General features: G+C 70.0%; 20 protein-coding genes and 3 pseudogenes. 11 read left to right on the top strand and 12 right to left on the bottom strand.

All coding sequences use genetic code 11. The features are described 5' to 3' along the window. Positions 1 to 114: 114 nt before the first annotated feature. Positions 115 to 1647: pseudogene (locus FBY22_RS18010) on the top strand (MFS transporter). Between the two features lie 112 nt (positions 1648 to 1759). Here FBY22_RS18010 and FBY22_RS18005 read toward each other — a convergent pair. Continuing rightward, positions 1760 to 2887 (bottom strand): PP2C family protein-serine/threonine phosphatase, encoded by a 1128-nt coding sequence (locus FBY22_RS18005; protein ID WP_222127776.1) that lies wholly within the window; start codon positions 2885 to 2887, stop codon positions 1760 to 1762. 424 nt (positions 2888 to 3311) lie between these two features. On the opposite strand from FBY22_RS18005, the gene FBY22_RS18000 reads away from it, so the two are divergent. Both FBY22_RS18000 and FBY22_RS17995 read left to right on the top strand, forming a co-directional pair. After that, positions 3312 to 3569 carry a hypothetical protein gene (locus tag FBY22_RS18000; protein WP_142146749.1) on the top strand — a complete coding sequence of 86 codons (258 nt, stop codon included), beginning with the start codon at positions 3312 to 3314 and terminating at the stop codon, positions 3567 to 3569. Between the two features lie 140 nt (positions 3570 to 3709). Further along, a complete protein-coding gene (locus FBY22_RS17995) occupies positions 3710 to 3943 on the top strand; it encodes a hypothetical protein (protein ID WP_142146747.1) in 234 nt (77 codons plus the stop codon). 16 nt (positions 3944 to 3959) lie between these two features. On the opposite strand, the gene FBY22_RS17990 is transcribed toward FBY22_RS17995, so the two are convergent. The 3 genes from FBY22_RS17990 to FBY22_RS17980 form a co-directional block, all read right to left on the bottom strand. Continuing rightward, positions 3960 to 4394 carry a VOC family protein gene (locus FBY22_RS17990; protein WP_142147779.1) on the bottom strand — a complete coding sequence of 145 codons (435 nt, stop codon included), beginning with the start codon at positions 4392 to 4394 and terminating at the stop codon, positions 3960 to 3962. 423 nt (positions 4395 to 4817) lie between these two features. Next, positions 4818 to 5822 carry a ketol-acid reductoisomerase gene (ilvC, locus tag FBY22_RS17985; RefSeq protein WP_142146745.1) on the bottom strand — a complete coding sequence of 335 codons (1005 nt, stop codon included), beginning with the start codon at positions 5820 to 5822 and terminating at the stop codon, positions 4818 to 4820. 80 nt (positions 5823 to 5902) lie between these two features. Continuing rightward, the gene (locus tag FBY22_RS17980; protein ID WP_142146743.1) at positions 5903 to 6562 is read right to left on the bottom strand and encodes a GNAT family N-acetyltransferase; all 660 of its coding nucleotides are present in this window, start codon (positions 6560 to 6562) and stop codon (positions 5903 to 5905) included. Between the two features lie 244 nt (positions 6563 to 6806). On the opposite strand from FBY22_RS17980, the pseudogene FBY22_RS17975 reads away from it, so the two are divergent. Both FBY22_RS17975 and FBY22_RS17970 read left to right on the top strand, forming a co-directional pair. Next, positions 6807 to 7906, top strand: a pseudogene (locus FBY22_RS17975) (phenazine antibiotic biosynthesis protein). Next, positions 7906 to 9300 (top strand): aldehyde dehydrogenase family protein, encoded by a 1395-nt coding sequence (locus tag FBY22_RS17970; RefSeq protein WP_142146741.1) that lies wholly within the window; start codon positions 7906 to 7908, stop codon positions 9298 to 9300. Before FBY22_RS17975 ends, FBY22_RS17970 begins: the two are co-directional and overlap by 1 nt. Positions 9301 to 9475: 175 nt before the next feature. Here the strand turns inward: FBY22_RS17970 and FBY22_RS17965 are convergent, their stop codons facing one another. After that, complete coding sequence (locus tag FBY22_RS17965; protein WP_142146739.1) at positions 9476 to 10096, bottom strand: DUF5134 domain-containing protein; 621 nt, start codon at positions 10094 to 10096, stop codon at positions 9476 to 9478. 17 nt (positions 10097 to 10113) lie between these two features. After that, positions 10114 to 10569: a cupin domain-containing protein gene (locus FBY22_RS17960; RefSeq protein ID WP_142146737.1), complete on the bottom strand. Its 456-nt coding sequence runs from the start codon at positions 10567 to 10569 to the stop codon at positions 10114 to 10116. Positions 10570 to 10868: 299 nt separating this feature from the next. On the opposite strand from FBY22_RS17960, the gene FBY22_RS17955 reads away from it, so the two are divergent. Beyond that, the gene (locus FBY22_RS17955) at positions 10869 to 11765 is read left to right on the top strand and encodes an RNA polymerase sigma-70 factor (RefSeq protein WP_142146735.1); all 897 of its coding nucleotides are present in this window, start codon (positions 10869 to 10871) and stop codon (positions 11763 to 11765) included. 87 nt (positions 11766 to 11852) lie between these two features. Here FBY22_RS17955 and fdxA read toward each other — a convergent pair whose 3' ends face one another. Continuing rightward, positions 11853 to 12236, bottom strand: a complete 384-nt coding sequence (gene fdxA, locus FBY22_RS17950) for a ferredoxin (protein ID WP_142146733.1) — start codon at positions 12234 to 12236, stop codon at positions 11853 to 11855. Between the two features lie 193 nt (positions 12237 to 12429). Between fdxA and FBY22_RS17945 the strand changes: the two genes are divergently transcribed. From FBY22_RS17945 to FBY22_RS17935, 3 genes are all read left to right on the top strand, one after another. Continuing rightward, on the top strand, positions 12430 to 14160 hold the full coding sequence (locus FBY22_RS17945) for an L-aspartate oxidase (protein ID WP_142146731.1): 1731 nt from the start codon (positions 12430 to 12432) through the stop codon (positions 14158 to 14160). Between the two features lie 117 nt (positions 14161 to 14277). After that, positions 14278 to 15024 carry an SDR family oxidoreductase gene (locus tag FBY22_RS17940; protein WP_142146729.1) on the top strand — a complete coding sequence of 249 codons (747 nt, stop codon included), beginning with the start codon at positions 14278 to 14280 and terminating at the stop codon, positions 15022 to 15024. A gap of 246 nt (positions 15025 to 15270) precedes the next feature. Next, positions 15271 to 16275, top strand: a complete 1005-nt coding sequence (locus FBY22_RS17935; RefSeq protein ID WP_142146727.1) for an RNA polymerase sigma-70 factor — start codon at positions 15271 to 15273, stop codon at positions 16273 to 16275. On the opposite strand, the gene FBY22_RS17930 is transcribed toward FBY22_RS17935, so the two are convergent. Together FBY22_RS17930 and FBY22_RS17925 are read right to left on the bottom strand one after the other, a co-directional pair. Beyond that, positions 16229 to 16951 carry an RNA polymerase subunit sigma gene (locus FBY22_RS17930; protein WP_142146725.1) on the bottom strand — a complete coding sequence of 241 codons (723 nt, stop codon included), beginning with the start codon at positions 16949 to 16951 and terminating at the stop codon, positions 16229 to 16231. The two genes, FBY22_RS17935 and FBY22_RS17930, sit on opposite strands and share 47 nt — an antisense overlap. A gap of 161 nt (positions 16952 to 17112) precedes the next feature. After that, positions 17113 to 17769, bottom strand: a complete 657-nt coding sequence (locus tag FBY22_RS17925; protein ID WP_142146723.1) for a TetR/AcrR family transcriptional regulator — start codon at positions 17767 to 17769, stop codon at positions 17113 to 17115. On the opposite strand from FBY22_RS17925, the pseudogene FBY22_RS17920 reads away from it, so the two are divergent. Further along, positions 17768 to 18567 (top strand): annotated as a pseudogene (locus FBY22_RS17920) (SDR family NAD(P)-dependent oxidoreductase). The gene FBY22_RS17925 and the pseudogene FBY22_RS17920 sit on opposite strands and share 2 nt — an antisense overlap. Positions 18568 to 18726: 159 nt before the next feature. After that, a complete protein-coding gene (locus FBY22_RS17915; RefSeq protein WP_142146721.1) occupies positions 18727 to 19131 on the top strand; it encodes an OsmC family protein in 405 nt (134 codons plus the stop codon). Between the two features lie 92 nt (positions 19132 to 19223). Here FBY22_RS17915 and FBY22_RS17910 read toward each other — a convergent pair whose 3' ends face one another. The 3 genes from FBY22_RS17910 to FBY22_RS17900 form a co-directional block, all read right to left on the bottom strand. Further along, positions 19224 to 19943, bottom strand: a complete 720-nt coding sequence (locus tag FBY22_RS17910; RefSeq protein ID WP_142146719.1) for an alpha/beta fold hydrolase — start codon at positions 19941 to 19943, stop codon at positions 19224 to 19226. A gap of 49 nt (positions 19944 to 19992) precedes the next feature. Beyond that, positions 19993 to 20943 (bottom strand): alpha/beta hydrolase, encoded by a 951-nt coding sequence (locus FBY22_RS17905; protein ID WP_142146717.1) that lies wholly within the window; start codon positions 20941 to 20943, stop codon positions 19993 to 19995. Positions 20944 to 21069: 126 nt separating this feature from the next. Then, the gene (locus FBY22_RS17900; RefSeq protein WP_142146715.1) at positions 21070 to 21846 is read right to left on the bottom strand and encodes a DUF427 domain-containing protein; all 777 of its coding nucleotides are present in this window, start codon (positions 21844 to 21846) and stop codon (positions 21070 to 21072) included. Positions 21847 to 22210 lie beyond the last annotated feature (364 nt).

Genomic DNA, 22210 nt, shown 5'->3' with positions numbered 1-22210 from the left:
CCCACCACCCCCACCCAGCGCACCCGTGCGTAGACGAGAAGACCGACCCGCCGCACCCGCTGCCCGGCACGAACGCACCGGCCGCCTCCTGGCCCACTGTCCCAAGGAGACGACATGCACCCCTCCCCCGCCCCGAGCGACCCGGCCCTCCTGCGCATCGCCAGCGCCCGTGGCCGATGGACCCTTCTGGCCACCGTCCTCGGCTCCAGCGTGGTGCTGCTCGGCTCGTCCGTCACCAACGTCGCGTTGCCGCACATCGGCGACGACCTCAACGCCGACCTCGCCGCACTCCAGTGGACCGTGAACGCCTACATGCTGACCCTAGCGGGACTCATCCTGCTGGGCGGATCCCTGGGCGACCGCTTCGGCCGACGCCGGATCTTCGTCCTGGGCATCATCTGGTTCGCTGCGGCGTCCCTACTGTGCGGACTGGCTCCCGACACGACCACGCTCATCGCCGCCCGCGCGCTCCAGGGCGTCGGCGGAGCGCTGCTCACCCCCGGCTCACTGGCGATCATCGAAGCCTCCTTCCACCCGGACGACCGGCCGCGCGCCATCGGCCTGTGGTCCGGGTTCGGCGGCATCGGGGCGGCACTCGGGCCGTTTCTCGGCGGATGGCTCGTCGACGGCCCCGGCTAGCGCTGGACCTTCCTGCTGACGATCCCCCCGGCGCTGCTGTGCGTGCCCCTGGCAATGCGCCACGTCCCGGAGTCCGTCGGCAGGCCTCAGCAGCCCACCGTCCCGGCCGGTACCCACACTCCGTCCCGGCGGGGCTTCGACCTCGGCGGTGCGGCGCTGGGCGCGCTGACGCTCGCTCTGGCCACCTACGCGCTCACCGAAGCCCGTTCCGGCGGGCCCGTCGCCCTTGCCGCGGCCGCGGGCAGTATCGCGGCCGCGGCCGCGTTCCTGCTGGTGGAGCGGCGCAGCAGCGACCCGATGATGCCCCTGTCGATCTTCTCGTCCCGGCCGTTCACGGCCATCAACCTGATCACCCTGTGCGTCTACGCCGGGCTGGGCGGGTTCTTCTTCCTGACCGCCCTGCAACTGCAGATCGTCGCCGGCTACTCGGCACTGGCGGCGGGCGCCGCCATGTTGCCGAGCACGGTGCTGATGCTGCTGTTCTCCGCCCGCTCCGGGACACTCGCCCAACGCCTGGGCCCGCGCATCCCGCTCACCGTCGGCCCTTTGGTGTGCGGGGCGGGCATGGTGATGACGGCGCGGGTGGGCACGCACGCCCCCTACTTCGCCGACGTTCTGCCCGCCCTGCTCGTGATGGGGACGGGCATGGTCATCATGGTCGCTCCGCTGAGCGTGACGCTGCTGGCCTCGGTCCAGGCCGCCGACGCGGGCCTGGCCAGCGGAATCAACAACGCGGCCGCACGCGCGGCCGGGCTGGTCTCCGTGGCCGCGCTGCCGCTGCTGGTCGGCATGAGCCCGGACGCCTCCCGCTCCCCCGACTCCTTCGACACGGCGTTCAACCGGGCCATGCCCCTGTGCGCGGGCCTGCTGGCCATCGGCGCGGCGATGGCCTTCGCCCTGCTGCGCGAAACCGCCGACACCTCTGACGCACGGCATGGCCGGGCTCACGGCTGGCTGATGGAGCCGCCGCTGGTGTCGCGCTTCGCCCATCACCGGGCTCTCGACTAGGTCGAGCGCCGAGATCCCCCGGCCGGGGCGCATTTGCCAGCCGGTTCCCGCTCTCCCCGGCGGGAACCGGCTTCGTCCGTAGGCCGGGCCGGTCCTGCGGGTCGGCAGAACATCAAACCCCGCCCCCTCCGTCGCAGGACAGATGAAGCACCGCCACATCGTCCCGTAGCCCACCGAACGGGGCGGCCAGCAGCGATACGCCGCCTACCAGGGCGTCGACGAACGTTTGCGCCTCCAGATGCGCGAGCCGACCGGCAAGCCTCAGCAAGCCCTCCTCCCCGAGCCGTCCGCCGGCCGTACGACCTTCGTAGAGCCCGTCGGTGAACAGCACGACGCCGTCCCCGTCCGGCATCGCCATCTCGCTCTCGCGCCAGTCCCCTTGCCCGGGGAAGAGTCCCAGCGGGAGACCTGGCGGCGGCTCCACCCAACGGACCTCTCCCCTGTGCCGGTGCAGAAAGCCCGGATGGCCGGCGGTGACCGTCCGCAGGGTGCGGCGGTGGGGCGACAGGACCAGGGACACCACGGTCGCGTAGGTCTCCTCCTCCGCTCGTTCCTCGGTCAGGATGCGTTCGAGCAGTTGGACTTGTTCCAGCTGGCTCTGCCCGCACAGCACGGCCGTGCGCCATGCCAGGCGCAGGTGGACACCGAGGGCGGCCGCAGCGGCACCGTGCCCGGACACATCTCCCATGACCACGTGGACGCTGCCGTCGTCGCCGCGCACCACATCGCAGAAGTCACCGCCCAGCAAAGTGTGCGCGCGACCCGGCGCGTAGTGGAAGGCGGTCGTGAAGCCGTCGGCCTGCAGCGTCAGGTCGGGCAACAGGCCCCGTTCCAGCAGGGCGTTGTCCCGCGCGATCTCCTCGCCCGCCACGGTGCGCCCCGCGACGGCACGTTGCAGCGCCACCCAGATCTTCCCGCAGAACTCGTCGGGGGCGCTGCTGCGGTGATCGGCCCGGCCGTGCACCGAGCCGGCGACAGAGCGGAAGGCGTGGGACGCATACGTACCCTCAAGAACGAGCACGGCCGCGTCGGGGGCGTGGCGCCGTACCCGGGTGACGACGTCGGCCAAGGTCCGTCCGCCCGGTGTGCTGCCCACCAGAACGCACAGCGGGCCGTGGGTGCCGGACGTGCGGCATCCTTCCTCGACGCTCGTGTGCCAAACCAGCGCGTCGGCCAGCCGGTCCGGAAGCAGCCGCCGGACGTGGACCGCGTCCTGTTCATCCTGGGACAGCAGAACCACGCGGAGGTCGCGGCAGAAGGAGAAGTCCCCACGGGGACGGGCCTCGCGAGCCCGATGTCCTCCACAGCGATCGACGGCCGGAACGTCCGGCCGCGGAATGGGGATGCTCATGTGTGGTCTTTCGTGCGGCGAGAGGCAATGGCGGCTCCACGCACGAGTGTCGGCGGCTCGCGAAACGCACACCCTTTTTCTCCTGCCTGGCCCGATCTGTTCGCTCATGAGACAGGGGCACACACGTATCTGTGACACCAAGATCTCCATCCACGAGTCGCGCCACGGCAGTTGACGGGGACAGCTGTAACAGGCCGATTCGCTGTCACGATCCGGGGCGCTGCCCAGTCAATGGAGAAAGGGCGGAACTCCTCGCGGAGCCCCACTCACTTTTGCCGCCATCGCCGCTGGCAGAGAACGGAGATGAGACCTCATGTTCAGCACACGCCGAGACTCCCGCACCTGGTTGGTCGGGCTGCCCTGCCGGTCGGACGACTCCCAGATCGTCTGGCTGTACTACGTCGTCGGCGAGGCGCCGGACAGCGCCGAAGCCCTGTGCGCAGCGGTGCACCGGGCCAACAGCGCCTCCGAGCGGGACGCCCGCGGCCAGGTGCCCGTGGAACCCGATCGCGCCGAGGTGCGGCGAATACGACAGCACATCCTGGGCGACTTCGCCCTGGAAGCCTGCTGAACCCAGGATGTGTCAGCCGCGGCCCCGCCCCGGGCCACCCGCCCCACTGTGGGTACGACGCCTCCGGCTGTCACAAGCGCGCCCCCTGTCCGGTCAGTACGGGGATTGGTGTCCGACACGATCCGAGGAGGACCGGGAAGATGTCCCAAGGCGTTGATCTTCAGGCGGACCCCGCCACCGTCGCGGCGTCGCTCACGGCGGAGGCGACGGCTCTTGAAGGGCGGCTGCGCCAGCTCCGTGAGGCCGTTCATGTCGTGAACACACGTATCGCGTCGATCGCCGAGTCCCTCCAGACCCTGCGCGGCACCGCGACCACACACGGTGGAGGTGAGCGTCGCTCCGGATCCCCGGAGGACGCCCTCCCTCGCGGTTGAACACTGCGCGAGCCTCTCAGGCCCGCGCCAGCACCTCCTGAAGCACCCATTCGTTACCGTCCGGGTCGCTGAACTCGGCGTAGGAGTGATAGTCACGACGCTGCGGGTCGGGTCCCTCGACCCGCTTCTCGTCGGTGCTGCGGTGGAACACACCGCTCGTGTCATGGAAGATTTTGCCGGTCACCACGCCCCTCGCTTCGAGTTCGCGGCAGGCCTGCTCGATGTCGGAGACGACGAGGTGCAGGCCCCGCACCGAGCCTGGGGCCGCCGTAGTGACTCCGGTCCCGAAAAGGATCGAGCACGCCGATCCCGGGGGCGTCATGTGCACCACGCGATAGGAGGCGTCGATGGCATGGTCGGCATCCAGTCGGAACCCGACGGTCTCGTAGAACGACTTAGCCCGGTCGACGTCCGAGACGGGCAGTACCAGGACGGCCAGCTTGAGCTGCATGACGTCGGCGCTCTCGCCGGCGGGCAGCTTGCCCGCCTCGGCTGACGCGTCCTCGCCCACAGCGCGGGTCCCGGCCTGCGCGGCGTCCTTCACCTCCTCGATCTCCACCCGGTACCGGTGGATCCCGGCCCGCAGACTGTGGGCCACGACGGTCCAGCCCTCCACCACGCGCCACATCGCCTCCGTGCCTTGCAGGTACGTCCCGTCCGGCGCGGCGGCAGCCTGCAGTTCGGCATCCAGTGCCGGTTGCCGTTCGTGCGGCACGTGGAGTTCCAGGACGAAGCGGCGCAGAGACCGCGTGCCGTGCGCGGCTTCCGCCGCGGGCAGTGGTACGGCGGCTATCTCGCGGAGCCCGCCAAGCAGGGTGACATGCAGCATCGTCATGAGACCGTCACCGGTTCCCGTCCGTGCCGGCCCGCACGCTCACGAGCCCTCCTCGTCGTTGACCCAACTCATCAGCTTGCGCAGCTCCTTGCCGGTGGTCTCCAGCAGCAGTTCGGCGTCCTGCCGCTTGTACTCGGCGTACTTCTTCAGACCGCCGTGGTACTCGGCCATCCACTCACGGGCGAAGGTGCCGTCCTGGATCTCGGCGAGAACCTTCTTCATCTCGGCCTTGGTGGCGTCGGTGATGATCCGCGGGCCGGTGACGTAGTCGCCCCACTCGGCGGTCTCGGAGATCGACCAGCGCATCTTCTCCAGGCCGCCCTCGTACATGAGGTCGACGATCAGCTTCAGCTCGTGCAGGCACTCGAAGTACGCGATCTCCGGCTGGTACCCGGCGTCGGTCAGCGTCTCGAAGCCTGCCTTGACCAGGGCTGACACGCCACCGGCGAGCACAGCCTGCTCACCGAACAGGTCGGTCTCGGTCTCCTCGGTGAAGGTCGTCCTGATGACACCCGCACGGGTGCCACCGATGCCCTTGGCGTACGACAGGGCCAGCGGGAAGGCGCTTCCTGTGGCGTCCTGCTCGACCGCCACCAGACACGGAACGCCGCGGCCCTCCTCGTACTGGCGGCGCACCAGGTGACCCGGGCCCTTGGGGGCGACCATGCACACGTCCACGTTCGCCGGCGGCCTGATGAAGCCGAAGCGGATGTTGAAACCATGCCCGAAGAACAGCGCGTCGCCGTCCTTCAGGTTCGGGGCGATGTGCTGCTCGTAGATCTCGCCCTGGAGCGGGTCCGGGACGAGGATCATGATCACGTCGGCCTCGGCGGCGGCTTCCGTCACCGTCACCACACGCAGGCCCTGTTCCTCGGCCTTCGCCCGGGACTTGGAACCCTCGTACAGCCCCACGCGCACGTCCACACCCGAGTCACGCAGCGAGAGCGCGTGGGCATGACCCTGGCTCCCGTAACCGATGACCGCGACCTTGCGGCCCTGGATGATGGACAGGTCGGCGTCGGTGTCGTAGAACAGCTCGGCCATGGCAATCCCCTCGCTCGTAGCCGCCCGCATCGAACCGCGGGGGGAAGCACCCGCCGTCGAGCGACAGTCGAAACACTATTTCATTCAATGTTGTCACACGTCTTGTACTGTGCGAGTTCAGCAAGTAGGCGACGCATCTTCGAAGGAGTGTCGGAGAACCCGCTGAACTCCAGCTTCAGGGGCCCGGGAGTGTACCGACGACCCCGACACACGGTGTTTCCAGCACCGCGTTGCCACCACGCACGCCGCGTCGGCGAGCAGGCGAGGGCGAGGCCGATGTCCTGCGTCCGGGCCCGGACCGTCGACGCACGGTCCGTCTCCGGGTTCGTGCGCAGCGGAACGCCGGCGTGGTGCAGCACGGCCGCCATGCGGGCGTCGTCGGGGTGGATGACGCCGTAGACCTCATGTACCCCCAACACGACGGCGAACCGGCCGAGTTCCTCCAGGAGCCGGGTGCCCAGACCCCTGTTCTGCCAGGTGTCCTCCACCAGCAGCGCGGCCTCGGCGTCACCGTCGTCCGGCAGCAGATGCCCTATCGCGACGAGCCGCTCTCGCGGGTCCTGTACCGCCAGGTGCACGGAGTGGGGTCGGGACAGCAGCGGCCCCAGGTAGGTGTCGGGGTCGCCCACGGCCCGGTGGTAGCGGTGCCACCGGGCGGCGGCGGAGCACCGGCGGTGCAGAGCGGCCACACAGGGTTCGTCGTCCTGGTCGACGCGCACGATCCGCAGTCCCTGTCGCATGTCCCTCTCCCTCTCCCTCGCCCTCGGCACACCGCCGGTCGGCTGCGGCCCAGTCATCAGACCGCGAGACACGTGTGGTTGTGACGGTGTGCCGGCGGCAGGGGCGCAGCCGCGTTTCCGCCGGACTGTCACAGACGCCTGCACCCCTCGGTCTTCTGTGCTTGAGCGGGTCGGGCCCGCGGGACCGCCCGGGACGCGCGGCTCTCACGCGTCCGCCCTCAGCGACTTCGAGAAAGGCGGTTCCATGCCGATCGGCTCATTGACCGTTCTGGACGCCGGCCCCTTCGACGGGGTGGACCCCGACGACTATGTCAGGGCGGCCATGCAGTGGCACTTCGCTCCCGAGACGGGGTCCCGTTACTGGCTGGAACGGGTCGACCGGCCCGGTTTCGACCCCCGCCGCGACGTCAAGGGCGTAGTGGACCTTGCGCTCTTTCCCGATCTGACGGACGAGCTGCGCGATGTGCGGGTGGCCGATCTCATGCCTCGCGGCTACGGTCCGCAGGCCCGACCGCTGCACGTGTTCGAGAGCGGTGGCACGACCGGAGCGCCGAAGCGGGTCGTGCAGATGGACGACTGGGCGCGGCACGGCAGTGAGCAGGTGACCCGCCGGCTCCGGGACCACGGACTGCCCGTCGGCGCGCTGTGGCTGACCGTGGCGCCGACCGGCCCGCACCTCGTGGGCGATGTGCTGCAACGGGGCGCGGCAAGTCTCGGCAGCCCCGGGCTGGGGGTCGACATGGACCCCCGCTGGGTCAAGAAGCTCGTCGCCGCGGGCCGTCGCGACGAGGTCGACGCCTATACCGACCATCTCGTGGACCAGTGCCGGCGCATCCTGCTCGGCCAGGACATCGGTGTCATAGCCGCCACCACCCCGATGCTGGAGCGCTTCGCCAGGGACGGCGACCTCGTGGAGGTCATCAACGGCAAAGCCCAGGCGATCATCTGGGGCGGCACCCACATGGATCCCGACACCCGGGACCTGTTGCGGACCGAGGTGTTTCCCGACGTGCCACTGATCGGCATGTACGGCAACACCATGATGCTCACCGCGCTGTTGGAGCGGGTCGGTCTCACGGCGTCGGAGCCGTGTGTGTTCGACCCCGTCTCGCCGTACGTCTTCCTGAGCATCGTGGATCCCGACACCGGGCAACAGGTGGCGGAAGGGAGCGGGGCCAGGTGGTGGTGAGCCACGTCAGCAAGGCCATGCTGATCCCCAACAACAGGGAGCGGGACACCGCGTTGCGGGTCCGCCCGGCCGACGGCCACGCCGGGGACGCGGTCGCCGACGTCGCGCCGGTTCCCGCGGTCGAGGGTGAGACGGTCATCGAGGGTGTCTACTGATGGCCCCCGTACCGACCACCGAGCCGCTGCACCTCGACGCCCTGGGCCCGCGGGGCACCTACCGCACACGTGTGCCGAGCACGGTGACCGACGTGGCCGGTGCCCCCATCGCACGGCTGAGTCTGGTTCCCCCGCTGTACGTGGCTCGGGCGATCGACGCCCTGCGCCAAGCGCCGCCGATCGCCGCGGCCGACCTGGAGACCGTGTTCGCCACCGCCGGGGAGGCCTTCGCCGCGGGCACCGTGGGGGGCTTGAGCATCCGGGAATACGAACGTCACGTCAGCCGGACCTCGGGCACGCCGCTCGCCGTGGTGCGCGCCGCGACCCGGGGCACGGCGCACTTCGTACGGCACGCCGCCTCGTCCGCCGACCGTGGAAGGCCGCGCGGCGCCGCCCTCGACCTCGGCGACCCCGTCCTGCATGAGACGCACACGGTGTGGGCGCGTCAGGGTGACGTGTTCGCCGTCAACGCGTCCGGCAACCATCCCGGCGTACACCGTGTCTGGCTAGAGGCACTGGCGCTGGGTTATCGCGTCGCCGTGCGCCCGTCCCGGCGCGAGCCCTTCACCCCCCACCGGCTCGTCGCGGCACTGCGTCAGGCGGGAATCCGGGACGACCAGCTCATGCTACTGCCCACCGACCACGCGACCGCCGACACGCTCGTCCACGGCGCGGACCGGGCCGTGGTCTACGGCGGCGACGACGTGGTGACCAAGTACGCGCACGACGCGAGGATCCTGCCTCAGGGGCCGGGACGGTCGAAGATCCTCATCACCGCGGACACCGACTGGCGTGACCATCTGGACGCCCTCGTCGCGTCCGTCGCCGGCGAGAGCGGCACCGCGTGCGTCAACGCCACCGCCATCCTCGTCGAGGGCGACCCGGCCCCGCTCGCCGAAGCCCTCGCGGCACGTCTGGCCGTCCTGCCCAGCCTTCCCCCGCAAGACGAGAGGGCCCGTCTGCCGGTGTGTCCGCAAGAGCGGGCGCGAGCCCTCAGCGCGTATCTGAAAACGGTGGCGGCCGGGACGCACGCCTGGCTCGGGGGCGACGGGATCGCCGACGACCTCGGAGACGGCAGCGCCGTACTGCGCCCCGCCGTGCATCAGACCGCGAGCGCTCGAGCCCCTCAACTGCGCACCGAACTGCCCTTCCCCTGGGTGTGGATCGCCCCCTGGACCCGCGCGGACGGCATGGCGCCGCTGCGCGACACGCTGGTGCTGTCGGCACTGACCCGGGACCGGGACCTGTGGGAGGCCCTGGTCGCGGAAACCAGCATCGCCAACGTGTACTTCGGCGATCAGCCGACCCACTGGATGTCGCCGGGCGTCCCCCACGACAGCTATCTCTCCGACTTCCTGATGCGGAGCAAGGCGGTGTACCAGGGCCCATCCTGAACGGCGCTCGCCTCCTCGGCGCGGGCCTACCGTGAGCGGCGCCCGCACCCTCGGTAGGGCGACGACCGTCACTCCGACCGTCCGGCGGTGTGGTCCGCGGTCACTCAGCGCATGACCGCGGGCCACCGCACCTTCGCCGTGCCGGGCGCGCGTGCCCGTTTTTTCTTCCCCGCGCTCAGTGGGGCAGGACCAGCATCACGGCCGTCCCGAGTGCCATCGCCCCTTCACCCACGTGCCGTGACGGCGTCGCCGCCGCGGCACGGCGCGTCGCGCTCACGGCCGAGCGCAGGGAGGGCATGGGGCGGGTCAGCGACCACAGCGCATACGCCAGCAGACAGGTCGCCAGCGACAGCGTGATCACGGAGCCGCCGAGAGGGACGCCAGCGCCCAGAGCGCCGGGCCCGGTGGAGTGCGGAGCCGACCCGCGGTGTGCGTGCGCCGGTCCGGTCCTGGTGTGCGGCACGCGCAGCATCCAGGCCATCGCGGCCATACCGGCCGCGTGCGGCAGCCGATGGGTCATCACCGCCCTCCTCCCGGCCTCCCGACGGCCGACCGGCAGGAGAAACCACACCGCGCCGGCGGTGAAACCACCGCCGACGACGGCAGCGGGCCCCGCGCGGACATCGATCCAGGGCATCGCCGCCATGGAAACGGCCATTGCGGCGGCCAGCAGCCGGTCCACCCGGACACCCAACCCGGTCCTGGGGGACCCGGCGCCCCGCCTCAGCCCATGCAGGAGCACCGCCACAAACAGCAGCGTCAGCAGGCAGTGCACCGTGACGACAGGCGTGCCCATGCCGGGTCCGTGCCCGGTCAGGCGGTGGGGCGCGGTGCCCGCAGGTGGGCGCGCTCCGCCAGTTCCTTCTCGTCGACCAGTTCCAGCATGGGCTTGCCCGGAGCACACATCATGGTCACCACGAACCGGGTCCGCGCGTCGGAAAGCGCGTTGCCGTCCTGGTAGTGGATGGCGTCTCCGCCGGGCTCCCAGAAGGTGCCGCCCGCCTCCACCACGCGCTCGGGCTCGCCCTCGAGCTCGAAACGGACCGCGCCCTCGACAACGTAGCCGAAGGCGGGGCCGGAGTGCCGGTGCGGGGGCGTGCCCGGGTCGCCCGGCTCCCACTCGACGAGAATGGTCATCGCCGACGCCCCCTCCGGGACGGTGATGGGTGAGGCGTCCTGGAGCACCTTCGCCGCCGTCATCCAGCCGGCGGTGCCCTCCTGGTCCCCGTGCCCGTGGTGGCCGTGGGCGGAGTGGTCGTGTGCTGTCATGTTGTCCGACACTGTGTTGCACCTTCCGTAGGCGTGAACATCGTTCGTCACTGGTGACCGGGCACCGGGCGCATGTGTGACAACCGGCCTCCTCACACAGTCCCTTTCACTCGTCGACCGCGGTCTTCCGGAGCAAGTCGGGCAGCGGTCCGGGGGGCAAATCTGGCGGATCGGGCGCGACGATTGCCACCGTGTGACCGGGGTTCGCGAAAGAGATAGCGTGAGCAGCAGCGGCCCGTGGCGCGTACCCTTCCCCTTCGCGCGTAGCATGTAGGGCGCAAAGCCAGAAGGGACGACCCATGCGCGCTGGCGCCCACCCCGACACGTTCGACCGCGGTCTCGACGACTTCCTCTCCGCCAGACCGCGGTTGTTCGGCATCGCGTACCGCATCCTCGGCAGTGCCGTCGAGGCCGAGGACATCATCCAGGACGCCTGGCTGCGATGGCAGAACACCGACCGCGCGCAGATCCATGAACCAGCCGCCTTCCTGACCACGGTCACCACCCGGCTAGCGATCAACCTGGCCCAGTCCGCGCGGGTACGCCGGGAGGCCTACGTCGGGCCTTGGCTCCCCGAGCCGGTCGACACCACCCAGGACCCGCACCTGGGGGCGGAACGCGCCGAGGCGCTCGAGCTGGCGGTGCTGTTGTTGATGGAGAAGCTCAACCCGATCGAACGCGCCGCCTATGTGCTGCGGGAGGCGTTCGACTACCCCTACCGCCGCGTCGCCGACATCCTGGAGACCAGCGACGCGAACGCTCGGCAGCTGGTCAGCCGGGCGCGCAAGCACCTGGGCGCCGAGTGCAAGGAGCGCGTCAGCCCCGCGGCCCACCGGCGTCTGCTCGAAGGCTTTCTCTCCGCCGCGCGCACGGGAGATCTCTCCACCCTGGAGGACCTGCTGACCTCGGACGTCGTCAGCTATTCGGACGGCGGCGGCATCCGCGGCGCGTCCAGGATCCCCGTCATCGGCCGCGATCACGTCTCGCGTTACCTGGCCGCCTTCGCCCCGCGGTTCTGGCCGGATGCCGAGACCCGGTTCGTCGAGGCCAACGGCCGGCCCGCCGTGCTCGTCGCACGAGAAGACGCCCCGGTGGCGCTGTTGTGCGTGGACGCGTCCGAGGCCGGCATCGAGCGCATCATGTGGGTGATGAACCCGGTCAAGCTGAACCCCTACGTCCTGTCCCTGGGGGCCTGACGCGCGCCCCTGCATGCCGTCCCGGGGTGCCTGACCGCCGGTTCGCCGCATACCCAGGGCCGGCCCGCCGCACCGGTGCCGGACGGTTCACCACGGGAACCACAGGTCGGCGTCGACGGCCTCCTCCTTGCGGGCGGCGAATCCGGACAGGTCGTTCTTGACCGCGTGCTGCGGGGGCAGGGCCGCGACCACGGGATGGTCGGCCCGCGCGGCCCGCCCGGTGCCCTCCCCCGGGGCGTCGCGGAAGTACTCGGCGTTCACGGACCGGTACTGCGCCCACCGTGCTGGCAGGTCGTCCTCGTGGAAGACGGCCTCGACCGGGCAGACCGGCTCGCAAGCGTGGCAGTCGACGCACTCCCAGGGATTGATGTACAGGGTCCGCTCGCCCTCGTAGATGCAGTCGACCGGGCACTCGATCACACACGCCCGGTCTTTGACGTCGACGCACGGCTCCGCGATGACGTAGGTCATCGTCCCCACCTCCCCTTCGCCGGCCGGCGGCTGCGGACCGCACGGTCTTCGTGCGCCCGGCCGGTGTGCGGTATGACCGGCCCGGCGGCCGGGGTGTGACACCGACAGGCGGGCCCGGGCCAGGGCGGCGGTGTCACAAACCGTCACTCCACCTGGTCGTAGCAGGTGACCACCCCGAGCGATGGGAGCAATCGTGGTTGCCACCGAACAACGTCTTTCCACCACAGTGCTGGTGATCGGCACCGGCGGAGCGGGCCTGCGCGCGGCCATCGAGCTGGCCGAGGCCGGCGTCGATGTCCTCGCAGTCGGCAAGCGCCCCAAGGAGGACACCCACACCTCTCTCGCCGCCGGCGGGATCAATGCGGCCCTGGCCACGATGGACCCCGAGGACACCTGGCAGCAGCACGCCGCCGACACCCTCAAGGAGAGCTACCTCCTCGGCGACCCCCGCACCGCCGAGATCGTCACCCGGGGAGCCGCCCTCGGCATCGACGACCTGGAGCGCTACGGCATGGCCTTCGCCCGGGAGGAGGACGGCCGGATCTCCCAGCGCTTCTTCGGCGCCCACAAGTTCCGCCGCACCGCCTTCGCGGGCGACTACACGGGCCTGGAGATCCAGCGCACGCTCATCCGGCGCGCGAACCAGCTGGACATACCGGTGCTCGACAACGTCTACATCACCCGTCTCCTGGTCCACGACGGCGCCGTCTTCGGCGCCTACGGCTTCGGCCTTGCCGACGGCAGGCGCTACCTCGTGCACGCGGACGCCGTCATCCTCGCGGCCGGCGGCCACACCCGGATCTGGCGGCGCACCTCCTCACGGCGCGACGAGAACACCGGCGACTCCTTCCGGCTGGCCGCGGAGGCCGGAGCCCGGCTGCGCGACCCGGAACTCGTCCAGTTCCACCCCTCCGGCATCATCGAGCCGGAGAACGCGGCCGGGACCCTGGTGAGCGAGGCAGCCCGCGGCGAGGGCGGCATCCTGCGCAACGCGCTCGGCGAGCGGTACATGAACCGCTACGACCCCGTACGCATGGAGCTGTCCACACGCGACCGGGTCGCCCTCGCCTCCTACACCGAGATCAAGGAAGGCCGCGGCACACCCAACGGCGGGGTGTGGCTCGACGTCTCCCACCTGCCCCGGCAGACCATCATGAACCGGCTTCCCCGCGTCTACCAGACACTGCTGGACTTGCAGATGCTGGACATCACCCGGGATCCCATCGAGGTCGCGCCCACCGCGCACTACTCGATGGGCGGTGTGTGGGTCCGCCCCGAGGACCACAGCACGGACGTGCGGGGCCTGTACGCCATCGGTGAGGCCTCCAGCGGACTGCACGGCGCCAACCGGCTCGGCGGCAACAGCCTCATCGAGCTGCTGGTGTACGGCCGCATCACCGGACAGGCGGCCGCCGCCTACTCGGAGTCCCTGCCCGCGCAGCCGCGCTCGGCCGCCGCGGTGGCCCAGGCGCGTGCGGAGGTCGACGACCTGCTCGCCGCGGACGGACCCGAGAACGTGCGCGCCCTGCAGCGCGCGATCCGCAACACCATGACCGAGCACGCGGGCGTGGTCCGCGACGAGGAGGGGCTGCGAACCGGGCTGGCGGAGCTGGACGCCATCGAGAAGCGCATGGAGAACGTCGGCGTCCACCCGGACATCGCGGGCTTCCAGGACCTCGCCCACGCCTTCGACCTAAAGTCGTCGGCGCTGGCAGCGAGGGCCACACTGGAAGCGGCGCTGGAGCGGCGCGAGACGCGCGGATGCCACAACCGCAGCGACTACCCCGACATGGATCCCGCGCTGCAGGTGAACCTCGTCTGGTCCCCGACCGACGGCATCACCCGGGAGCCCATCAGCCCTGTCCCCGACGAGATCGCGGCCTTGATGGAGGACGTCTCGGCGGACGGAAAGCTCGTCGAATAGGAATCACCCTGCCCGGGAGAAGAAGTCCGGGATTCGAGAAAGGTGTCACAGCGCCGATCAATTCCCGGTCATACGTCGTGCAGGCGGCAGATGAGAATGAGTGAAAGGAACGTCCCCATGAAGGTCGTAGTGATCGGCGGCACCGGACTGATCGGCTCGAAGGTCGTCAGCAAGCTCAACGAACACGGCCACGAGGCGGTGGCGGCCGCCCCGAACACCGGCGTCAACACGCTGACGGGCGAGGGCCTGGCCGAGGTGCTGGAGGGCGCGGCCGTCGTGATCGACGTTTCCAACTCGCCCTCCTTCGCAGACGACGCCGTCATGGAGTTCTTCCGTACCTCCACCACCAACCTCCTCAAGGCTGAGGCGAACGCCGGCGTCACCCACCACGTCGCCCTGTCGGTGGTGGGTACGGAACGGCTCCAGGAGAGCGGCTACTTCCGTGCCAAGCAGGCGCAGGAGGAACTGATCAAGGCCTCCGGAATCCCGTGGTCGATCGTGCATGCCACGCAATTCTTCGAGTTCATGAAGGGCATCGCCGAGTCGGCGACCGAGGGTGACACCGTCAGGCTGGCCCCGGTGAAGATCCAGCCCGTCTATTCGGACGACGTCGCCGCCACTGTGGGCCGCACCGCCGTGGGCACGCCGGTCAACGGTGTGGTCGAGGTGGCCGGTCCCGGCACCTTCCAGCTGGACGAGCTGATCCGCAAGGGCCTGGCCGCCAAGAACGATGCGCGTACGGTCGTCGCCGACGCGCACGCCCCGTACTTCGGCGCCGAGTTGAAGGAGACCACGCTGCTTCCCGGCCCGGACGCCCGCATCGGCGAGACCCGTTTCGTCGACTGGCTCGCCCAGCAGCAGTAGGCGCGTCTTCCTGGGCCTGTCGTTCCACGCCCCGTGGAACGACAGGCCCATTTCTTGTACGGCGCAGTAGATCAGCCGGCGCGCATGGCCTATTCCGCCTACACCCCGAGGAAAAGCGCTCCAAAAAGCACTGTCACAGCGTCCTCGGTCCCCCGGTCGTTGAGGGGGAGACGATCGCCGGGTCTGTGAGCGCCTCGTGGCCGCATTCCGACAACCCGGGCCCCGGAGGAATGGAGTCAGAGGGACATGTATCCAGAGGCATCCCCCACAGAGGCACCTCCCGCGGACAGGAACCTCGCCGAGGCCGTCACCACCTTCGTGGAACTGCGGCCCCGGCTCTTCGGTATCGCCTACCGCGTCCTGGGCAGCGCGACGGAGGCCGAGGACGTCGTGCAGGAGGCGTGGCTGCGCTGGCAGCGGACCGACCGTTCGGCGGTGGTCAGCCCTGCGGCGTTCCTGTCGAGCACGACGACGAGGCTGGCCATCAACGTGGCGCAGTCCGCCCGCGTGCGCCGCGAGACCTACATCGGGCCCTGGCTGCCCGAGCCCATCGACACCAGCATCGACCCGGTGGCCGGCGCTGAACGCGCCGAGGCCCTGGAACTCGCCCTGCTCCTCGTCCTGCAGAAGCTCACACCCACCGAACGGGCCGCCTACGTGCTGAGGGAGGCCTTCGAGTACGGGTACCCGGAGATCGCGGAGATCCTGCGCCTCACCCCGGTCAACGCCAGGAAGATCGTGAGCAGGGCGCGCAAGCACCTCACGGACGACGAGCGGGACAGTGTCGACATCCAGGAGCACCGCAGGCTGCTCGATGCTTTCGTCGCGGCCGCCCAGGATGGGGACGTGGCCTCGCTGGAAGCGCTCCTGACGCCCGACGCGGTCAGTCTGTCCGACGGCAACGGGCTGCGCGGCGCGGCCCGTGTACCCGTGGTCGGTCGTGCCCGGGTGGCGAACCTGTCGACCGCCTCGTCACGCTTCTGGCCGACGGTCGAGATCGCACCCGTGCAGGCCAATGGACGCGCCGGGGTTCTGCTGTACCGGGACGGCCGCCCCGCCACCTTCATGACCATCGCCGCCACACGGCGGGGGATCCACCGGGTTCTGTGGGTGTTCACCCCCGACAAGATCGCCGCCTTCCTCGGATCCCGCGCCCACTGCGCGCCCCTGCCCTCGCGTCCCGTGGACGCCGTGGCACGTGAGCTCACCCGGGAAGGGAACGGTTCCAGCTACGCAGCTTGTCGGGGTTGAGCACCGCCCAGACCTGAACGACCAGCGAGTCCGCGATGTCGAGGGTCAGCACCGCGGCGACCTGGTCGTCACACCGGGCGACGAGGCCGGTGCGCCCGTTGACCAATCCGGTGCACAGCGTCACACGCCGCTGTCCAGCCAGCAGGACCAACAGGCTGCGGGCGACCTGCTCGTCACCGCGGACGGGCCGCGTCTGCGCCCGGATCTTGCCGCCGCTGTCGAAGAAGGCCGTCGCATCGGGGGCCAGCAGCGACCTCAGTCGGGGGCCGTCCTGATCGCTGCACGCCTGCCGCACGGAAACGGTGATCTCATGCTCGCGACCCGCCGACACGGGCCGCGCCTGCCGCGCACCCACACTCAACCGGGCCCGCTCGACCGGTTCCACGTCCTCGTCGCACAACGCCCGCAGGGCCCGGATCTCCCGTTCCTCCCCACCGGGCCAGGCCGACGCCGGTCGCATCAGACACGCCTCGTCCACGACCTGGGTGAGCCAGACCCGGGGGGACGGCATCCGGACCCGCTCCGGATCGGTGAGGCGGTACCACCGCTGGTAGGCCTCGTCGACGACGCGTTCGGCCGCGACGCGGCTGCCGAGCGCGCGGCGGGCGACGTCCAGCAGGTGCCGCCGTTCGTCGAGCGACTCGGCGAGCGGTACCGCGCCAACGACATGATCCATGGAGCGACCCCCACACGCCGACGAGAGTCCGGAGCCGCAGCCGCCGCGACGGCATGCCTCAGACGTTACCCGCCCCCGTCCGTACCCGGCTGGTCGGCCGGCTGATCGAGACAGAAGCTGCGGCATGATTTCACAACACTCCGATGATGTGCCACTTAGTGTCATGCCTTCGTCGGTGCGGAGACACCCGACAGGTCCGCCATCCGCAGCCGGGCGGGGGGCGGATGGGGCAGGGCCGCGCGGTCACGGGCCCGCAGTCCGTCGAACGCGATCTCCAGGAAGCGTTCCCACGCCCGCGGTTCGCGGTCCAGCAGCGGCTGGGCGGTCTGGTGGATGCCGCCGAGGAGCAGCACGATGTCGGTTCCGGTGATGTCACCACGGACGGCTTCTTGTTCTCTGGCCCGGGCGGTGAGCTCCTCGACCGTGTCGCAGAGCCGGTCGATCGCCTCGCGTACGTCCGCGTGCTGCAGCGAGGGCCGGCCGATGACGTCGCAGAACGCGCGGTCGGCGGCGAGCAGGCCGATTCCGTGTCCCATGAAGTCCTTCAGCGCACGGCCGGCGTCATCGGCGCGCAGGAGCCGGTCCGCCGTGTCGAGCAGCCGGTCGAGCAGCTGCATCATGATCGCCGCGAGAAGGTCGTCCTTCGTCGGGAAGTGCCGGAACACCGTGCCCTTGGCGACGCCGGCCCGCTGGGCGATCGTGTGCATCGACACATCCACCCCGCATTCCGCGAAGGCCTCGGTAGCCGCTCGCAGGAGCAGCCGACGATTGCGCACGCTGTCGGCCCTGGCCTGCGCTGCCGCTGTTCTCCCGGTCATGACGCCTCCCTCTGCGTGTCACAACATTAACACTGAATATGACTCGCGGGTCATTTTCAGTGTTACTCTGGCACAACGTGACCCCTCGGTCACCTTCTCGGGCCGCCCTGTCCTCTTCCTCGCACACGACATGGCCTGCCCGCCTCACCCCACCACCCCTTTCGGAGTTGACATGAGTTCCGTTCTCGACCCCAAGGTCGTCCTTGTCACCGGCGCCTCGTCCGGCATCGGCAGAGCGACCGCACTGGCGCTGTCGAAGGCGGGGGCCACCGTGGCCGTCGGTGGTCGCAGGACCGACCGGCTCGAAGCACTGGCGCAGGAGGCGCCCGGGGAGATCCTCGTCCTGGACATGGACGTCAGCGACCCCGAGTCGGTGCGCAAGGCCGTCGACCGGACCGTCGAACGCTTCGGCACCCTCGACATCGTCGTGAACAATGCCGGCATCATGCTGACAGGCCCCGTCCTGGACGCCAATACACCTCGGGCCGTATCTCTTCGGCCGGCGCCGCGGTCTACTCCGCCACCAAGTTCGGCGTCAATGCCTTCGCCGAGGCGCTGCGCCAAGAGGTGACCGAGCAGGGAGTCCGCGTCGTCGTCGTGGAGCCGGGCTTCGTGTCGACCGAGTTGGCCGACCACATCACGGACCCCACCAGGCGTGCCGCGGTCAAGACCATGGCCGAGTCGATGCGGACACTTCAGCCGGAAGACATCGCGGCCGCGGTGGTCTACGCCGTCACACAGCCCGACCACGTCGCGGTCAACGAGATCCTCGTACGCCCCACCGACCAGTCCCGCTGATCACCCCTGATCACCCGCGAGGCAGCAACCGCCGCCCTGCACCCCCTGCTTCCAGCCGGGTACGGGCACGCCGGCCGTCACAGTCGGGCGCCCCGCACGGTCTGAGCTTCGGGGAGGCACAAGTCGTGCCTCTGCCCGTACCTCGGTTGAGAGGCAAGCATGAACACGCGCATCGTTACCGTGGCCGAAGGAAAGCAGCTCGCGCGCTCCGTGGCGATCGGTACACACCGCCTGACAGCCGACGAGCCGGAGCCCGTCGGCACCGACACCGGCCCCACCCCGGGCGAACTCCTCCTGGCCGCGCTCGGAGCGTGCACGTCCATGGCGGTGCGGGCCTACGCGCAGCGCCACGAATGGCCGCTGGACCGGGTGGACGTCGCGGTCCGCTTCGACACACAGGGGCAGGTGGTGAAGAACATCGGGCTCGTTGGAGAGTTGACCCCCGCACAGCGGGACCAGCTCCTGGCGGTCGCGGGACGCTGTCCTGTCCATCGGCTGCTGACCAAGGACGTCACGATCATCACGGTGCCCACACTGCTCGCGGAGCCCGCACCGCTGCCGTGACGCGTCAGGCCCACGCAAGTACGCGGGGTGCGGGGTCCGGCTGTGAAGCCGAACCCCGCACCCCGCCTCCGTCAGGCGCGGGCCTCCGGCGCTCAGGCGGTCGCCTGCGCCGCCTCATTGATCAGACGGGTCACGTCGCCAGGGCGCGAGACGCTGACCGCGTGGGAGGCGGAGACCTTGATGACGGAGGCCCCGGCCCGCTCGGCCATGTAGGTCTGCACCTGCGGGGGGATGTTCCGGTCTTCGTCCGCCACCAGCACCCAGGAGGGAATGTCCCGCCATGCGGGCGCAGACGCGCCCTCCGCCAGCGCGGCATCGGCCACCGGCCGCTGTGTCGCGGCCATGACGGCCGTGGTCTCCTCGGAGACGTCAGCGGCGAACTGCTTGTGGAACTTGGCCTGTTCGATGTACAGGTCCATGACCTGCCTGCCGTCGGGAAGCGTCACCGGCACGGGCCGGAGCGTGTCGCCGAGGGTGCTGCCAGGGAACTTGCCCGACAGGGTGACGGCGCTCTCGCCCTCCTCCGGCAGGAACGCCGCGACGAAAACGAGCGCCTTGACCTCGGGCAGCCCCTTGGCCGCGTTGCTGATGACTGACCCGCCGTAGGAATGACCGACGAGGACGACGGGGCCCTCGACGGACGTCACGATCTGGCGGACGTAGTCGGCGTCGGTGGTCAGTCCACGCAGCGGATTGGCGACGGCGATCACCGGATAGTCGTGCGCGAGCAGCTTGTCGACGACGCCGTTCCAGCTGGAGGCGTCCGCGAACGCGCCGTGCACGAGGACGATGGTGGGCTTGTGTGCACTCATGAAAAACGGCCTTTCGACGTGCCGGGGGAATGTGGTCGGGTATGCGGTGTCAGTCGGTTCCGAGAGCCTTGCGCAGCACGTGGATGGCCTGCTCGATCGCGGCGGTCGACGCCTGGGTGCCGCGGACCGTGTTGAGCATCATGAAGTCGTGCAGGGAGGCGTTGTAGCGGATGCTGGTCGTCGGCACACCGGCCTGGACGAGTTTGCGGGCGTATGCCTCGCCCTCGTCGCGCAGCACGTCGTTCTCGTCGACGACGACGAGGGCCGGCGGCAGGTCCCGGAGGTCTTCCAGCGTCGCCCGCAACGGCGAGGCGGTGATCTGGGCGCGCTCGGCGGGGTCGGTGGTGTAGGCGTCCCAGAACCACTCCATGGCCTTGGCCGTCAGATGCGGGCCGTGCGCGAAGGTCCGGTAGCTCTCGGTGTCCTGGGCCGCGTCGGTGACGGGGTAGTACAGCGACTGGTGCACGAAGGCCACGTCGCCCCGCTGCTTGGCCATGTGGGTCAGCGCGGCGGTCATGTTGCCGCCGACCGAGTCACCGGCGACGGCCAGGCGCGAGGCGTCGAGCCCTTCGCCGACGCCCTCGGTGGTGATCCACCGGGCGGTCGCGTAGGCCTGCTCGATGGCGACCGGGTACTTGGCCTCCGGGGAGCGGTCGTACTCGACGAAGACCAGGGCGGCGTTCACCCCGACGGTCAGCTCGCGCACGAGCCGGTCGTGCGTGCCGGCGTTGCCGAGGATCCAGCCGCCGCCGTGCACGTACAGGATGACGGGCAGGGGGCCGGTGCTGCCGACGGGCTTGAGGATACGCACCCGCACGTCGCCGACCTGCGCCGGAACCGTGATCCATTTCTCGTCCACGTCGGGCTTCTCGATGGGCTGCGCCTGCACGTCGTCGAGCAGCTTGCGCGCGCCCTCGACCCCGAGCTCGTACAGCAGCGGCGGCTTGGCGGTCGCGTCGGCGAAGTCCTGCGCGGCGGGCTCGAGAACGATGTCGCTCATGGTGTGTTCCTTCTCTGGCGATTAGGAGGACTTTTCACACCATGAGACCAGGCCCGCGGCAGATGTGTGACACCAAAGGGCCCCGGGCCGTCGAGCACGGCCCGGGACCGGGCACCGGGGCTGGGGCTAGGAACGGAGTGTGCCGGGCTTCGGCAGCGGCTCGCCGTTCACGAAGAGGTCGACATGCTCGTTGTAGAAGGCCGTCAGGCCCGCGATGCGGTTGGCGTGGATGGTCGGGAAGTCGTACGCCCAGGCGATGTCCTCGTGGGCGGCGGTGGCACCGTCGAACGACCAGTAGCCGCTGGTCGTTCCCTTGTACGGGCACCGGGTCACCGTGTCGGTCCGCCGCAGTCGGCTCCAGTCGACGTGCGCACGGTCAAGGTAGTAGCGCGTCGGCAGGCCGGTCTCGAAGAGTTTGACGCACGCCGGAGCCTCCGCCAGGACCACGCCCTCCAGCTCCACGCGGACGCTGCTGGAGGAACGCACGGCGTCCACCCGCGAGTACGGGCTCCTGGGGTGGACGAAGACGGGTTCGTCCTCCTCGAACCAGTAGTCGATGGCCGGCCACTCGAAGCGCACCGTGCCCTGGAGCGGCGCCGGGGCGTCCTTTCCCCACACCCAGGCGGCACCGGGGCGCGAGTCCCCGCCCACGGACAGAGTGTGCCGGTGTGCCGTCCCCGCACCGTGCTCCTCGGCGACCCCTTCGTCGTCGAGGACGCCGTCGACGAGGTCCCGCATCGGGATGCTGAACTGCGGATAGGCCTGCCACTCCCAGACGTACAGGGCGCGCCGCGTGTCGAAGACGGTGCGACCGCCGATCACGCCCCTGATACGGCGGGGCACCGGCTCCACGTGCCCGACGGGAACGAGGAAGCTGGGATGCAGAACACTTTCGGTTTCCATGGTCATCACCTAAGTCGGTCGGATGTTCCGCGCCTGTTCGGACCGGACGCGGTGAGTGCGCCCGGGACCCCGCACTTTCGGGCCGTCACGGACCGCGGGGTCCGTCCGGCCCTGACGCGCACGGCGCTGAGCAGGGCTTGTTTCGCTGTCACAGCAGGTGGCGAAGGCCGGTCTGTGCGGGAAGACAGTCCCCCGTGATGAGGAGATCACGCCGTGCACACACGTGGCCATTATGATGCCAACACTCTTGACACTAACAAAACAACCTTCTCATGCACACTGTGCACACTGTCTCCGAGGGCCGGGCCCGGCAGCGATCGGGCCGGTAACGCGCCCGGCCACGACACCCGGTACCCCAGCCGCG

It is taken from the genome of Streptomyces sp. SLBN-31 (assembly GCF_006715395.1).
Lineage (GTDB): Bacteria > Actinomycetota > Actinomycetes > Streptomycetales > Streptomycetaceae > Streptomyces.
This window is presented reverse-complemented; position numbering and strand designations above follow the sequence as displayed.

Coding starts and splice junctions, on each gene's coding strand:
- FBY22_RS17925 (WP_142146723.1), bottom strand. CDS start 17,769: ATGACCGGGAGAACAGCGGCAGCGCAGGCCAGGGCCGACAGCGTGCGC.
- FBY22_RS17940 (WP_142146729.1), top strand. CDS start 14,278: ATGAAGGTCGTAGTGATCGGCGGCACCGGACTGATCGGCTCGAAGGTC.
- FBY22_RS17980 (WP_142146743.1), bottom strand. CDS start 6,562: ATGCGACAGGGACTGCGGATCGTGCGCGTCGACCAGGACGACGAACCC.
- FBY22_RS17965 (WP_142146739.1), bottom strand. CDS start 10,096: ATGGGCACGCCTGTCGTCACGGTGCACTGCCTGCTGACGCTGCTGTTT.
- FBY22_RS17930 (WP_142146725.1), bottom strand. CDS start 16,951: ATGGATCATGTCGTTGGCGCGGTACCGCTCGCCGAGTCGCTCGACGAA.
- FBY22_RS17900 (WP_142146715.1), bottom strand. CDS start 21,846: ATGGAAACCGAAAGTGTTCTGCATCCCAGCTTCCTCGTTCCCGTCGGG.
- FBY22_RS17910 (WP_142146719.1), bottom strand. CDS start 19,943: ATGAGTGCACACAAGCCCACCATCGTCCTCGTGCACGGCGCGTTCGCG.
- FBY22_RS17935 (WP_142146727.1), top strand. CDS start 15,271: ATGTATCCAGAGGCATCCCCCACAGAGGCACCTCCCGCGGACAGGAAC.
- FBY22_RS17915 (WP_142146721.1), top strand. CDS start 18,727: ATGAACACGCGCATCGTTACCGTGGCCGAAGGAAAGCAGCTCGCGCGC.
- FBY22_RS17995 (WP_142146747.1), top strand. CDS start 3,710: ATGTCCCAAGGCGTTGATCTTCAGGCGGACCCCGCCACCGTCGCGGCG.
- FBY22_RS18000 (WP_142146749.1), top strand. CDS start 3,312: ATGTTCAGCACACGCCGAGACTCCCGCACCTGGTTGGTCGGGCTGCCC.
- FBY22_RS17970 (WP_142146741.1), top strand. CDS start 7,906: ATGGCCCCCGTACCGACCACCGAGCCGCTGCACCTCGACGCCCTGGGC.
- ilvC (WP_142146745.1), bottom strand. CDS start 5,822: ATGGCCGAGCTGTTCTACGACACCGACGCCGACCTGTCCATCATCCAG.
- fdxA (WP_142146733.1), bottom strand. CDS start 12,236: ATGACCTACGTCATCGCGGAGCCGTGCGTCGACGTCAAAGACCGGGCG.
- FBY22_RS17955 (WP_142146735.1), top strand. CDS start 10,869: ATGCGCGCTGGCGCCCACCCCGACACGTTCGACCGCGGTCTCGACGAC.
- FBY22_RS17960 (WP_142146737.1), bottom strand. CDS start 10,569: ATGACAGCACACGACCACTCCGCCCACGGCCACCACGGGCACGGGGAC.
- FBY22_RS17905 (WP_142146717.1), bottom strand. CDS start 20,943: ATGAGCGACATCGTTCTCGAGCCCGCCGCGCAGGACTTCGCCGACGCG.
- FBY22_RS17990 (WP_142147779.1), bottom strand. CDS start 4,394: ATGCAGCTCAAGCTGGCCGTCCTGGTACTGCCCGTCTCGGACGTCGAC.